Source organism: Stutzerimonas sp. NM35, from assembly GCF_054604355.1.
Genome location: NZ_CM137728.1, coordinates 793,872 through 807,761 on the forward strand (window position 1 = coordinate 793,872; position 13,890 = coordinate 807,761).

Sequence of the window (13,890 nt, forward strand, 5' to 3'; positions counted from 1 at the left end):
TCAAAGCCCCTGTTCGCTCAGCCACAGGTTGAGCGCCGCCAGTTGCCAGAGCTTGGAGCCGCGTAGCGGCGTCAGCTGGCCATCGGGATCGTTGAGCAGCCTGTCGAGCATGGCCGGGTCGTAGAGGCCGCGATCCTGGCTGGGATCGGTCAGCAGTTCGCGCACCCAGTTCAGGGTGACACCTTGCAGATGCTTGAGGCCGGGCACCGGGAAATAGCCTTTGGGCCGGTCGATGACCTCGGCGGGAATGACCTTGCGTGAGGCTTCCTTGAGGACATATTTGCCGCCGCCGGGCAGCTTGTATTGTGCCGGTATGCGTGCTGAAAGCTCGGCGACATTGTGATCAAGGAAAGGCACGCGCGCTTCCAGGCCCCAGGCCATGGTCATGTTGTCCACGCGCTTGACCGGGTCTTCCACCAGCATCACGGTGCTGTCGATACGCAACGCCTTGTCCACCGCGGTTTCGGCGCCGGGCTGGGCGAAGTGCTGGCGCACGAAGTCGCCGGAGAAATCGCCCCTGGCCCATTGCGCCTGCATGGTTTCGGCGTACTCCTCGTAGCTGCGGTCGCGGAAGGCGGCGAGGTAGGCTGCAGCCGGGTCCTCGGCGCCATCGACCTGGGGATACCAGTGATAGCCGGCGAACAGTTCGTCCGCGCCCTGGCCGCTCTGCACCACCTTGCAGTGTTTGGAAACCTCGCGCGACAGGAGATAGAAGGCGATGCAGTCGTGGCTGACCATCGGTTCGCTCATCGCCTGGAAGGCGGCGGGCAACTGTTCGAGGATTTCCTTTTCCTGGATGCGCAGCTGGTGATGGCGGGTCTGGTAGTGATTGGCGATCAGGTCCGAATACTTGAATTCGTCGCCGCGCTCGCCGCCAGCGTCCTCGAAACCGATGGAGAAGGTCAGCAGATTGTTCGCCGCTCCGGCCTCGCGCAGCAGCCCGACCAGCAGACTGGAGTCGACGCCGCCGGACAGCAGCACGCCGACGTCCACCGCCGCACGCTGGCGCAACGCGACGGATTCACGCAGCGCCGCCAGGGTGCGTTCCTGCCAGTCCTCGAAGGTGTAGTGCTGCTCGTCTTCCCGCGCGCCGAACGTCAGTTGCCACCAGCGCTGCTGGTGGGTCTTGCCGCTGGCATCGACCCGCATGAAGGTGCCCGGCGGCAGTTTCTCGATCCCTGCGATCAGTGTATCCGGGGCCGGCACCACGGCGTGGAAGCTCATGTAGTGATTGAGCGCCACCGGGTTCAGCACGCCGGCGATATCGCCGCCCTTGAGCAGCGCCGGCAGGCTGGAGGCGAAGCGCAGACGGTCGCCGGTTTGCGACAGGTACAGCGGCTTGATGCCGAGCCGGTCGCGGGCGATGAACAGTTCCTGCACATCGCGCTGCCAGATGGCGAAGGCGAACATGCCGTTCAGGCGCGGCAGCAGGGCCTCGCCCCATGCATGAAAACCCTTGAGCAGGACCTCGGTGTCGCCTTCGGAAAAGAAGCGGTAGCCAAGGCCTTCGAGCTCGGCGCGCAGTTCCGGGTAGTTGTAGATGGCGCCGTTGAAGACCATCGACAGGCCCAGCGCCGAATCGATCATCGGCTGACCCGAGGCCTCGCACAGGTCCATGATCTTCAGCCGCCGATGCCCCATGGCCATCGGGCCGGCACTATGAAAGCCGCTGGCATCGGGGCCGCGGGCGGTGAGGTGTTGAGTGATGCGTTCAATCGCCGCCAGATCGGCGGGGCGATTATCGAAACGAAGTTCTCCAGCTATGCCACACATGAAAGTCCTTACCGGTTTTGCCGTTGGGGAGTGTGACTGATGCCCGGATCCTGAAGTTCAGGTTTCCGGACCAGCGCGCTGCCTGCGGCAGCCATTGCGTACCAGTCAGGGGTATACCCAAACAAATTCGGGATTGGGGGTCAAACCAGAATTCGTAAAACTGTCTGTCGCTTTCGCTGAACAGTGGCTACCGCGCGGCGGGAATACCGCTGCAGAGAATCGCTGAATCGCAGCGTCAGGACGCGCCGCGGATCAGCTTGCGCAGCAGAAAGCGGCTGGGATGGCAGGCCTCGGCAATGGCATGTGGCACCGGCAGCGGATCGCCGTCGATCCAGGCGGCCAGCAGCTCGCCGGACAGCGGTGCGCTGATCATGCCGCGCGAGCCGTGGGCGGTATTGACATAAAGCCCGTCCAGCCAGGGGCAGGGCGTTTGCGGCACTTGCCGCGCATCGCGAGCGAGTACCGCATAGGCCTCGGCAAATGACGCGGAATCGGTCAGCGGGCCGATGATCGGCAGGTAGTCGGGACTGGTGCAGCGCATGGCGACGCGCCCCTGCAAATGCTCGACGGGCAGGCTGTCGGCCCGCAGCTTTCGATGCAGGTCGGCGGAGATTTCCTCCAGCATGTCCAGATTGGCGCGGTGTTCGGCTGCGCTGGGCGCCGGGTCGGTGTCGGCGAAATTGAAGCTTGCGCCCAGCGTGTGCTGACCGTTGCGTGCCGGTGCGACATAGCCTTTGGCGCAGAGTACGGTGCGCAAGGCCGTGCTCTGCTCGGTCATCGGCAGGCCGGTGATCTGCCCGCGAATGCGCTTGAGCGGCAGCCAGGCGCTCTGCTCGAAGCGGGCCACATCCGCCGCGCCGGCGAGGACGACCACCGGCGCTTCGGCCAGTACCGCGCCGTTCTCGACGGCCTGCCATTGTTCGCCGTTGCGCCGCAGTTCGACGGGGTGGCGATGCGTGCGCACTTCGATGGCCGGGTTGTCGATCAGCCAGCGACACAGGGCTGGTGGATGCGCCCAGCCGGCATCCGGGTAAAACAGGCCGCCATCGCGCAGCTCGACACCGGCCAGTCGTTCGGCCTGGGTGCGATCCAGCGCATGCAGCAACCTTGTCGGGAAGACGCCGGCCAGCTCGGCCTGACGCGCGGCTTCCTTGTCATCGAAGGCGATCTGCAATACGCCGCAGGCGTCCCAGTCCCGGCCCTGTTGCAGATTGCGCAGCAGCCTGCGGGTGTAGCCGAAGCCGCTGAGCACCAGTTGTGAAAGCGCCGTGCCATGCGCCGAAAGCTTGAGGTAGAGCACGCCCTGGGGATTGCCGGAGCCTTCCTCGGCAATCTCTGCGTGGCGCTCCAGCAGCGTCACCTGCCAGCCCCGCGCGGCCAGGCTGGCGGCGCTGGCGCAACCGGCCAGGCCTGCACCGATCACCAGCGCCTTGCGCTGCTTCGGGGTGAAGGTGGGCCGGGAAAACCAGGGTTTGCCGGGCTGTGAAACCCGACTGTCGAAGCGCCCCTGCAGGCTTTCACGTTTCTGTCCGAAGCCGGGGATACGTTCGACTTCGAAGCCTGCCGTCAGCAATCCACGGCGCACGATGCCTGCGCTGGTGAAGGTGGCCAGGGTCGCGCCCGGTGCGGACAGGCGCGCCAGCTGCGCGAACAGCTCCGGCTGCCACATGTCCGGGTTCTTCGCCGGGGCGAAGCCGTCGAGGAACCAGGCATCGACCCCTGCGTCCAGGCTGCCCAGGCATTCCAATGCGTCGCCCACCATCAGCGTCAGGGTTATCCGGCCGAAGCGAAATTGCTGGAAGCCCGGATTCACCGCCACGTACCGATCCAGCAGCTGTTGCGCCAGCCCCTGCAGTTCCGGCCACAGGGCCAGCGCCCGCTGCAGGTCCTCACGGCTCAGTGGATGCTTTTCCACGCTGACGAAATGCAGGAAAGTGTCAGCCTGCGCCTGCTGCTCGAAGAGCCGCCAGGCACAGAGGAAGTTCAGACCGGTGCCGAACCCCGTCTCGCCGATCACCAGTCGCTGGCCTTTCGCCAGGGCGGCGAAGCGCTCGGCCAGCCGGTTCGGCTGCAGAAATACATGAGCCGTTTCGGCAAGCCCCGAGGCGCGCGAAAAATACACATCGCCATAGCGGCGTGATTGCGGCTGGCCGTTTTCGTCCCAGTCGAGTTCAGCGTGCTGCAGAGGCGTCGGGGTATCGGCAGGCATGGTCTATATCCTGAATCAAGGTGCGCGATTCTAGCAGCCACCGCAAAGCCGCTGCGGGCACGCTTTGTCGCATCAGAAAAGCAGAGAAGTTGGAGGCCAACTGCCATCAGTCAATTTCGGGTAGTGTTTTTGCGCGATACTTGGACAGGCCTGCTAACCATCAATGAACGCGACAAGTCTCTGGAGAACACGATGTTCGAGTCTGCGGAAATCGGCCACAGCATCGACAAGGCCACCTACGACGCCGAAGTACCGATCCTGCGCGAAGCCTTGCTCAATGCCCAGAACCGGCTTCGGGAACAGGCACGTTTTCCGGTGCTTATCCTGATCAACGGCATCGAAGGTGCGGGCAAGGGCGAGACCATCAAGCTGCTCAACGAATGGATGGACCCGCGCCTGATTCGTGTGGACAGCTTCGATGTGCCCAGCGACGAGGAGCTTTCGCATCCGCTTGCCTGGCGCTACTGGCGGCGTATGCCTGCGAAGGGGCAGACCGGCATTTTTTTCGGCAACTGGTACAGCAAGATGCTCGAAGACCGTGTGCATGGGCGCACGCGCAAGGTTGACCTGGAGCTGGCCATCAGCCGGGCGCAACGCCTGGAACGCATGCTCTGCGATGAAGGCGTGCTGATCTTCAAGTTCTGGTTTCACCTGTCCAAGGACCGTATGCACCGTCGCCTCGAAGCGCTCAAGGACGACCCGCTGCACAGCTGGCGCATCAGCCCGCTGGACTGGCAGCAGTCCAAGACCTACGACAGGTTCGTGCGCCATGGCGAGCTGATCCTGCGCCGCAGCAGCCGAAGTTTCGCCCCCTGGTACGTGATCGAGGGGGCTGACGAGCGTTACCGCAGCCTGATCGCCGGGCGCCTGTTGCTCGGTGGCCTGAATGCGGCACTCGATAGCAACGATGGACCTGCCGTGGCGCCGCATTCCGCACCGGTCGAAGCGGACATGAGCATGAATCAGCTGAGTCTGCTCGGCAGCCTGGATCTCTCGCAGAAGCTGGACAAGGACACTTACAAACGCCAACTGGCCGACGAGCAGGCGCGGCTTTCCCACTTGCTGCGTGATCGTCGCCTGCGCAAGCGCGGCGTGCTGGCGCTGTTCGAAGGACATGACGCCGCCGGCAAGGGCAGTGCCATCCGCCGTATCACCGGCGCACTGGATCCGCGCCTGTATCGCACCGTACAGGTGTCGGCGCCCAGCGAGGACGAGCGGGCCAAACCCTGGCTCTGGCGTTTCTGGCGCAATGTACCGGGCCGTGGAATGTTCACCATCTTCGACCGTTCCTGGTATGGCCGTGTGCTGGTCGAGCGCGTCGAGGGGTTCTGTTCACCGGATGAGTGGCTGCGAGCCTACAACGAGATCAACGATTTCGAGGAGCAGCTGATCGATGCCGGCGTGGTGGTGGTCAAGTTCTGGCTGTCCATCGACAAACAGACCCAGCTGGAGCGTTTCAAGGAGCGCGAGAACACGCCGCACAAGCGCTTCAAGATCACCGAGGAAGACTGGCGCAACCGTGAAAAGTGGGACGATTACGGCAATGCGGTAACGGACATGGTCGACCGCACCAGCACCGAAATCGCGCCCTGGACGCTGGTGGAAGCCAACGACAAGCGCTTCGCCCGGATCAAGGTCCTGCGCACGCTGAACGAGGCACTGGAGGCGGCCATCGCAAAGGATTAGGAAAAAACCAACCCGCGTTGCCGCCGATGTTCCGCCAGATGTAGGTCGGATTAGCCGTAGGCGTAATCCGACGCTCCGCTACCCCGGTTCCAGCATGGTTTCCGGGCGCACCCACTGATCGAATTCCTCATCGCTGAGATAGCCGAGTTGCAGCGCCGCTTCGCGCAGGGTGCTGCCTTCGGCGTAGGCCTTCTTGGCGATTTCGGCAGCCTTGTCGTAGCCAATATGCGGATTCAGCGCCGTTACCAGCATCAGGCCGCGTTCCAGGTGTTCGGCCATGCGCTCGGCGTCCGGCTCCATGCCGATGATGCAGTGGCTGTTGAAGTTGCGGCAGCCATCGGCCAGCAGGCGGATCGATTCCAGCAGGTTGTGGATGATCACCGGCTTGAACACGTTCAACTGCAGGTGCCCCTGGCTCGCGGCGAAGCCGATGGTCACGTCATTGCCCATGACCTGGCAGGCGAGCATCGACAGCGCCTCGCACTGGGTCGGGTTGACCTTGCCGGGCATGATCGAGCTGCCCGGTTCGTTGGCCGGCAGGCGCACTTCGGCAAAGCCGCCGCGCGGGCCGGAGCCGAGCAGGCGCAGGTCATTGGCGATCTTCATCAGCGCCACGGCCAGGGTTTTCAGCGCCCCGGACAGGGCCACCAGCGGCTCATGGCCGGACAGCGCGGCGAACTTGTTCGGCGCCGAGACGAAGGGCAGCCCGGACAGCGCCGCCAGTTCCGCCGCGATGGCATCGGCGAAACCATGGGGCGCGTTGAGGCCGGTGCCGACCGCGGTGCCACCCTGGGCCAGTTCGTAGACCGCTGGCAGCGCCTGGCGAATGGCATGCTCGGCGATGTCCAGTTGCGCGACGAATGCGGACAGCTCCTGGCCGAAGGTGACGGGCGTGGCATCCATCATGTGCGTGCGCCCGGTCTTGACCAGCCTGCCATGGCGCGCCGCCTGCTCGGCCAGGCCGCCGGACAGCTCGGCAATGGCCGGCAGCAACTGGTCATGGATCGCCCTGGCGGTGGCGATGTGCATGGCGGTGGGAAAGCAGTCGTTGGAGCTCTGTGCACGATTGACGTGATCGTTCGGGTGCACCGGGCTCTTGCCGCCGCGGGTGCCGTCGGCCAGTTCGTTGGCGCGACCGGCGATCACTTCGTTGACGTTCATGTTGCTCTGGGTGCCGCTGCCGGTCTGCCAGACCACCAGCGGAAACTGCTCGTCGTGCTGGCCGTGGAGAATCTCGTCGGCGGCCTGTTCGATGAGCCGGGCGATATCGGGCGGCAGGTCGCCGATACGGTCATTGACCCGCGCCGCCGCCTTCTTGATCAGCGCCAGTGCGTGGCAGACGGCGAGGGGCATGCGCTGGTCGCCGATGGCGAAGTTGCTCAACGAGCGCTGGGTCTGCGCGCCCCAGTAGGCCTGTTCCGGTACTTCCACGGGGCCTAGGCTGTCGGTTTCGGTGCGGGTCATGCCATTTTGCTCCGTTGCTGGACGATTGAGTTTAGGCTGCCGGGGGAGGGTGCGGGTTCCCCCTTCCTTGAGAGATTGGAACTCCGCGCGCAGAATGTGTCCACTGAGGCTCAACTATCGCCCACCAAGGATCACTCAATGCACCTTTTTCGTATGGCCGGCCTTTGCAGTGTCTTGTCGCTGGCAGTCTTCAGCGTTCAGGTCAGCGCCGATGAGGCCAGCCACGCCGCACGGGCCGAGCGCTTTCTCGAACTGGCCAGCGCCAACCGCCTGACCGTACCGATCTATGCCCAGGTCCAGCAGATGTTCGCCGAGCGCTTCGCCCAGACGCAGGCGCCGGAAAGCAAGCGCGCCCTGCTGGAAAGCTACCAGTCCAAGGCCGATGCCGTGCTGGACCGGGAGATCGGCTGGGACAAGCTCAAGCCCGAACTGATTGCGCTCTACAGCGAAGTGTTCAGTGAGCAGGAGCTGGCCGAACTGAATGAATTCTACGCATCCGAACTGGGCCGCAAGGTGCTGGCCCGGTTGCCGCAACTCAATGCGCGCTCGGCGCAGCTGACCCAGGCCAGGCTGGAAGGCGCCGTGCCCCAGGTGAACAAGCTGCTGGCGGAAATGACCGCCGAACTCGATACCCAGAAGAAGCCCTGACGGAGTTAGCCAGGCATGAGCAAACTGAACGTGATTGAAAACGCCCTGCGGGTGCTGCAACCCGAGCACCTGCAGGTGCTCGATGAAAGCCACATGCACAGCCGGGGGCAGGAAACCCATTACAAGGCGGTGATCGTCAGCGAGCAGTTCGCCGGCCTCAACGCCGTCAAGCGCCACCAGAAGGCCTATGCCGCCATGGGCGAACTGATGCAGCAGATCCACGCCCTGGCGCTGCACACCTATACACCGCAAGAATGGCAACAGCAGGGCGTTGCGCCGGCTTCGCCCGTCTGTGCGGGCGGACATAAATAGCCGTTTGGCTGTCACCAGAGGACAGTCGCGCGTTTGTTGTTAGAATGCGCGCCGCGCCGGCTCACGCCGGCGCTGTCGTTTTCGCATTCCCGGTCCGCCCTTTGCGAGGGTGACCACTGGAGAACCTTCATGACTCAAAAGATCGTCGTCGCGGCGCTGTACAAGTTCGTCTCCCTGCCGGACTACGTCGCGTTGCGTGAGCCGCTGCTCGCCGTCCTCGAAGCCAACGGTATCAAGGGCACGTTGCTGCTCGCCGAGGAAGGCATCAATGGCACCGTTGCCGGCAGCCGCGAAGGTATCGATGCACTGCTGGCCTGGTTCGACAACGATCCGCGTCTGGCCGATATCGACCACAAGGAATCCCGCTGTGAGGAACCGCCGTTCTATCGCACCAAGGTCAAGCTGAAGAAGGAAATCGTCACCCTTGGCGTGCCGGGCGTCGATCCCAACCAGCGTGTCGGCACCTACGTCGAGCCGAAGGACTGGAACGCATTGATCGACGACCCCGAGGTACTGCTGATCGACACCCGCAACGACTACGAAGTGGCCATCGGCACCTTCGACGGTGCGATCGATCCGCAGACCAAATCCTTTCGCGAGTTCCCCGAGTACATCAAGGCGCATTACGACCCGGCCAGGCACAAGAAGGTCGCGATGTTCTGCACCGGCGGCATTCGTTGCGAGAAGGCGTCGAGCTACATGCTGGGTGAGGGGTTCGAGGAGGTCTATCACCTCAAGGGCGGCATCCTCAAATACCTGGAGGAAGTGCCCGAGCAAGAGACTCGCTGGCGCGGCGACTGCTATGTGTTCGACAACCGGGTGACCGTGCGCCACGATCTCAGTGAGGGCGACTTCGATCAATGTCATGCCTGCCGCACGCCGATTTCGGCTCAGGATCGACAGTCGGAGCATTACGTGCCCGGCATCAGCTGCCCGCATTGCTGGAATACGCTGAGCGAGAAAACCCGCACCAGCGCCCGTGAACGGCAGAAGCAGATCGAACTGGCGCTCAAGCGCAACCAGCCGCATCCCATCGGTCACAACTACCGCAAACAGGGTGCGTGAAGGCACGGGTTCAGGAGTACTGATGAGCACCCGACTGATCTACGTGATGGACCCCATGTGTTCCTGGTGCTGGGGCTTTGCGCCGGTGGCCCAGGCATTGGCGGAGCAGGCGCGCGCCTGTGACGTCGGGATGCGGCTGGTGGTCGGCGGCCTGCGCCGCGAACGGATGGTCATGGACAGCGCCGGACGCGAACGCACCCTGTCCTATTGGCGCGCGGTGCATGAAGCCAGCGCGCAACCCTTCGACCTCGAACAGGGCTTGCCCGACGGGTTGATCTACGACACCGAGCCGGCCTGCCGTGCGCTGGTGGCGGCGCGTGGCCTCGATGAGCGCAGCGTCTGGCCGTTGGCGTTGCGTATCCAGCAGGCGTTCTACGTGCAGCGCTGCGACGTTACCCAGCCGCAACGGCTGGTGGAACTGGCCGAAGCCGTCGGGCTGGGGCGAGGCGAATTCGCCGACCGTTTCGATTCCCAGGCTATTCGCGACACCACCGCCAGTGATTTCGACTGGGCGCGCAACCTCGGCATCGCCGGGTTTCCAACCCTGCTCGCCGAGCACGATGGTCAGCTGGCGCTGCTGACCAACGGCTACCAGCCGCTGGCGGCACTGGAGCCGTTGCTGGCGCGCTGGCTGGAGCGCAACGCGCATGCCTGACCGGCTCAGCTGGGCGGAGATTCGCCGTCTCGCGTTGCATCACCGCAAGGCGCTGATCCTGGCCAACCTGGTCGCCGTGCTGGCGACCCTGAGCAGCGTGCCGATTCCCCTGTTGCTGCCGCTGCTGGTCGATGAGGTGCTGCTCGGTGACGGCAACACGGCGCTGCAGATCATGGACCGCTTCCTGCCGACAGGTTGGCAGACGGCGGTCGGCTATATCGGCCTGATGCTCGGCGTGACGCTGCTGCTGCGCGGCTCTGCGCTGGTGTTCAACGTGCTGCAGGCACGGCTGTTCGCGCGGTTGTCCAAGGATATCGTCTACCGTATCCGCATCCGCCTGATCGAACGCCTCAAGCGCATCGCCCTGGCTGAATACGAAAGCCTCGGCGGCGGTACGGTGGCGGCGCATCTGGTCACCGATCTGGAAACCATCGACAAATTCGTCGGCGAAACCCTCAGTCGCCTGTTGGTGGCGCTGCTGTCGATTGCCGGCACGGCGGCGATCCTGTTGTGGATGCACTGGCAACTGGCGCTGCTGATTCTGCTGTTCAATCCGCTGGTGATCTACGCCACGGTGCAGCTGGGCAAGCGCGTCAAGCACCTGAAGAAGCTGGAGAACGACAGCACTTCGCGTTTCACCCAGGCGCTCACCGAAACCCTGGATGCGATCCAGGAAGTGCGCGCCGGCAACCGTCAGGGTTTTTTCCTCGGGCGGCTGGGGTTCAAGGCCCGCGAGGTGCGTGACCATGCCGTGGCTTCGCAGTGGAAGACCGATGCCTCCAATCGCGCCAGCGGTCTGCTGTTCCAGTTCGGCATCGATGTCTTTCGCGCGGCGGCGATGCTCACGGTGCTGCTCTCGGATCTGTCCATCGGCCAGATGCTGGCGGTGTTCAGCTACCTGTGGTTCATGATCGGCCCGGTGGAGCAGTTGCTCAGCCTGCAATACGCATTTTATGCCGCAGGCGGCGCGCTGACGCGGATCAACCAGCTGCTGGCGCGGGCTGACGAGCCGCAGTACGAAGGTGGGCGCAACCCCTTCACGGCGGGTCGCACGGTGGGCATCGAGGTGCGCGGGCTGTATTTCTCCTATCAGGACGAGCCGGTGCTCGAAGGCCTGGATCTGAAGATCGCGCCCGGCGAGAAGGTCGCCATCGTCGGCGCCAGCGGTGGCGGTAAGAGCACCCTGGTGCAGCTGCTGCTGGGCCTGTATCGCGCCCAGGCCGGGGAGATTCGCTATGGCGATGCCACGCTCGAACAGATCGGCCTGGACTGCGTGCGCGAGCATGTGGCGGTGGTGTTGCAGCATCCGGCGCTGTTCAACGATACGGTGCGCGCCAATCTGCTGATGGGCCGCGAACGCGACGATCAGGCCTGCTGGCAGGCGCTGGAAATCGCCCAGCTGGCGGACACCATCCGGCAGTTGCCCGAGGGCCTGGACAGTATCGTCGGACGTTCCGGGGTGCGCCTGTCGGGTGGCCAGCGGCAGCGCCTGGCCGTGGCGCGGATGATCCTTGCCGAGCCGAGCGTGGTGATTCTCGACGAGGCGACTTCGGCCCTCGACAGCGCCACCGAATACGCCCTGCATCAAGGCCTGAGCCGCTTTCTCCAGGGCCGCACGACCCTGATCATCGCCCACCGGCTGTCGGCGGTGAAACAGGCCGATCGGGTCCTTGTATTCGATGGCGGGCGGATCGCCGAGCAGGGTGAGCATCTGCAACTGATCGCCGAAGGCGGGCTCTATGCGCGGCTATACGGCCATCTGCAACAGCATTGAGCGTATTTGGTCTGCACTTCGTCTGATTTATGGCGATGGATTGTTGACGTTTTGCTGCCAATGGCTGACTAAAAGGCTATGATTTAGCCCTTCGCTCCAGTCGCACCACCGGCGACTTCGTAATACGCCATTTGTAGGGTTTTTCCGATGCAGTCTGCCGATATTTTCGCCAACCTTTCCGTAGGCAAAAAGCTGCTGTTCGGCTTTGCCATGGTCCTTTTGCTGACCCTGGGTGTGGCTGGCACCGGTTTCTACGCGGTGGATTCGATTCTCACCCGCTCCTCGCAGATGAACCAGCTTTCGCGGATCAATGCCGCGATTCTCGAGGCGCGTGGCCAGGAGCGTGACTACGCGCTGACCCGCCAGGCGACGTCCGCCGAGGCGCTGCGCAGCACGCTGGAGAGGCTCAATCAGGAGCTGAATGAACTGGCGGCCCGATCCATTGCTGAAGAGCAGGCGCAATTGCAGCGGATTCGCAGCGATGTCGAGATCTACGCCAAGCAGTTCAGCGAATACGGCACGCTGATCGACCGGGGTGCGGAGCTGCGCCAGCACATGGGCGAGGCCGCGCAGCGGAGCCGTGAGGAATTCGAGTATATCGAGCTGGATATGTACGATGCGGTACGGGTGTTGCGGCTCGAAGGTGATCGCCTGAAGGGCAGTGATCCACTGACCATCGCTGAAGCGGCATCCGGTCTGACCAAGCGCATCCTCGATCTGCGCACCTTCGAGAGCATGTTTATCGGCACCAACGCCCAGGCGGCGGTCGATAGCTGGGTCGAGGCCTACGGTGACGTGAACACCATCGGCAGCAGCCTCAAGGTCTGGCTCAGTGAAGACCAGCAGGCCACGATGGACGGCGCGCTGGCGGCCATCAGCAACTATGAGCAGGCTTTTACCGAGTTTCGTGGCAATCGCGGCACACGGATTGCGCTGGAGCAGGCTATGGAAACCCAGGCGCGGCACATTCTCGATGCCGCCGACCAGGCGCTGGATCGGTCGACCGCCGCCATGCAGGCCCAGCGCAGCAATGCCCACTGGCTGCTGGGCGGCATCACTGTGCTTGCCGTACTTATCGGTCTGGTGGCCGCCACGCTGATCTCGCGCATGATCGTGGTGCCGCTGCGCTACACCGTACAACTGGCCCAGCAGGTTGCGGGCGGGGATCTGACCCAGACGCAGACGGTTACCCGGCAGGATGAGCTCGGTCAGTTGCAGCAGGCCATGGCCAACATGACCCAGAGCCTGCGCACGCTGATCGGGCGCATCGGCGGCGGGGTCGGACAGTTAGCCACCGCCGCCGAACAGCTGTCGGCGGTCACCGCCCAGACCAGTGCCGGTGTGCAGAAACAGCGTATCGAGACCGAACAGGTAGTGACTGCCATTCACGAAATGTCGGCCACCGTGCAGGAAGTGGCGCAGAATGCCGAGCAGGCCTCGCTGGCTGCACGCGAAGCTGACCGGCAGGCGTGTCAGGGCGATCTGGTGGTGCAGGATGCCGCTGTGCAGGTCGGCCATCTTGCCGGTGAGGTCGAGCAGTCGGCCCATGCCATCGAGGCGCTGCATGCCGAAAGCGGGCGCATCGGCAGCGTGCTGGAAGTCATCCGTGCCGTCGCCGAGCAGACCAACCTGCTGGCGCTCAACGCGGCCATCGAAGCCGCACGGGCCGGGGAACAGGGCCGCGGCTTTGCCGTGGTCGCCGATGAAGTGCGTGCCCTGGCACGGCGCACCCATGATTCCACCGAGGAAATCGAAGGCCTGATCGGCAATCTGCAGCGCGTCGCCAAGCAGGCGGTGGAGCAGATGCAGAGCAGCCGTGATCTGACCCAACGCACCGTCGAGCTGGCCAACGAGGCCGGCATGGCGCTGGGGCGCATCACCGAGTCGGTGTCCACCATCGAACAGATGAACCAGCAGATCGCCGCCGCCGCCGAGGAGCAGAGCGCCGTGGCGGAAAACATCTCCGAAAGCGTGACGCGGGTGCATGACATCGGCGAGCAGAGCGCCAGCGCCAGTGAGCAGACCGCCGCCGCCAGCGCCGAACTGGCGCGTCTGGGTGTCGAGCTGCAAGGGCTGGTCAGGCATTTTCGTACCTGATCGTAGGGCCGAACTCGTTCGGCCCTACACTCTGCTCAGTCGTAGCCTGGATTAGCCGAAGGCGTAATCCGGGTTTCCGAAGGCGTAATCGGGTTTCGGAGGTGCAAGCCGGAACCTGCCGGCATCATCCGGCACTCCGCTCGTCGGGTTGGTGAAGCTTAACCCGACCTACAACAGCGCCGCGTCACGTTCGTAGGCTGTAGCCTG

General features: G+C 64.0%; 10 protein-coding genes. 7 read left to right on the forward strand and 3 right to left on the reverse strand.

Going from position 1 to position 13,890, the window contains the following annotated elements; all coding sequences use genetic code 11:
- Together ACYCFC_RS03865 and mnmC are read right to left on the reverse strand one after the other, a co-directional pair.
- Entirely contained in the window at window positions 1-1,773 is a 1,773-nt protein-coding gene (locus ACYCFC_RS03865; protein ID WP_459653164.1) for an N-acetylglutaminylglutamine amidotransferase, read from the reverse strand.
- Window positions 1,774-2,008: 235 nt separating this feature from the next.
- Window positions 2,009-3,982, reverse strand: a complete 1,974-nt coding sequence (mnmC, locus tag ACYCFC_RS03870) for a bifunctional tRNA (5-methylaminomethyl-2-thiouridine)(34)-methyltransferase MnmD/FAD-dependent 5-carboxymethylaminomethyl-2-thiouridine(34) oxidoreductase MnmC (RefSeq protein WP_459653165.1) — start codon at window positions 3,980-3,982, stop codon at window positions 2,009-2,011.
- A gap of 192 nt (window positions 3,983-4,174) precedes the next feature.
- Here mnmC and pap point away from each other — a divergent pair, with 192 nt between their 5' ends.
- Entirely contained in the window at window positions 4,175-5,668 is a 1,494-nt protein-coding gene (pap, locus tag ACYCFC_RS03875; protein ID WP_459653166.1) for a polyphosphate:AMP phosphotransferase, read from the forward strand.
- Between the two features lie 78 nt (window positions 5,669-5,746).
- Here the strand turns inward: pap and ACYCFC_RS03880 are convergent, their stop codons facing one another.
- Complete coding sequence (locus ACYCFC_RS03880) at window positions 5,747-7,132, reverse strand: class II fumarate hydratase (protein ID WP_459653167.1); 1,386 nt, start codon at window positions 7,130-7,132, stop codon at window positions 5,747-5,749.
- A gap of 138 nt (window positions 7,133-7,270) precedes the next feature.
- Here ACYCFC_RS03880 and ACYCFC_RS03885 point away from each other — a divergent pair, with 138 nt between their 5' ends.
- The 6 genes from ACYCFC_RS03885 to ACYCFC_RS03910 all read left to right on the forward strand — a co-directional run bounded on the left by ACYCFC_RS03885 (window position 7,271) and on the right by ACYCFC_RS03910 (window position 13,683).
- On the forward strand, window positions 7,271-7,780 hold the full coding sequence (locus ACYCFC_RS03885) for a DUF2059 domain-containing protein (RefSeq protein ID WP_181083092.1): 510 nt from the start codon (window positions 7,271-7,273) through the stop codon (window positions 7,778-7,780).
- Between the two features lie 15 nt (window positions 7,781-7,795).
- Window positions 7,796-8,092 (forward strand): BolA family protein, encoded by a 297-nt coding sequence (locus tag ACYCFC_RS03890; protein ID WP_181083091.1) that lies wholly within the window; start codon window positions 7,796-7,798, stop codon window positions 8,090-8,092.
- A 129-nt stretch (window positions 8,093-8,221) separates the two neighbouring features.
- The gene (gene trhO / locus ACYCFC_RS03895) at window positions 8,222-9,157 is read left to right on the forward strand and encodes an oxygen-dependent tRNA uridine(34) hydroxylase TrhO (RefSeq protein ID WP_181083090.1); all 936 of its coding nucleotides are present in this window, start codon (window positions 8,222-8,224) and stop codon (window positions 9,155-9,157) included.
- Between the two features lie 22 nt (window positions 9,158-9,179).
- A complete protein-coding gene (locus ACYCFC_RS03900) occupies window positions 9,180-9,812 on the forward strand; it encodes a DsbA family protein (protein ID WP_181083089.1) in 633 nt (210 codons plus the stop codon).
- Window positions 9,805-11,586 carry an ABC transporter ATP-binding protein gene (locus ACYCFC_RS03905; protein ID WP_181083088.1) on the forward strand — a complete coding sequence of 594 codons (1,782 nt, stop codon included), beginning with the start codon at window positions 9,805-9,807 and terminating at the stop codon, window positions 11,584-11,586. The genes ACYCFC_RS03900 and ACYCFC_RS03905 overlap by 8 nt, the downstream gene beginning before the upstream one ends.
- Window positions 11,587-11,733: 147 nt before the next feature.
- Window positions 11,734-13,683 (forward strand): HAMP domain-containing methyl-accepting chemotaxis protein, encoded by a 1,950-nt coding sequence (locus ACYCFC_RS03910; protein ID WP_181083087.1) that lies wholly within the window; start codon window positions 11,734-11,736, stop codon window positions 13,681-13,683.
- The last annotated feature ends 207 nt before the right edge of the window (window positions 13,684-13,890 follow it).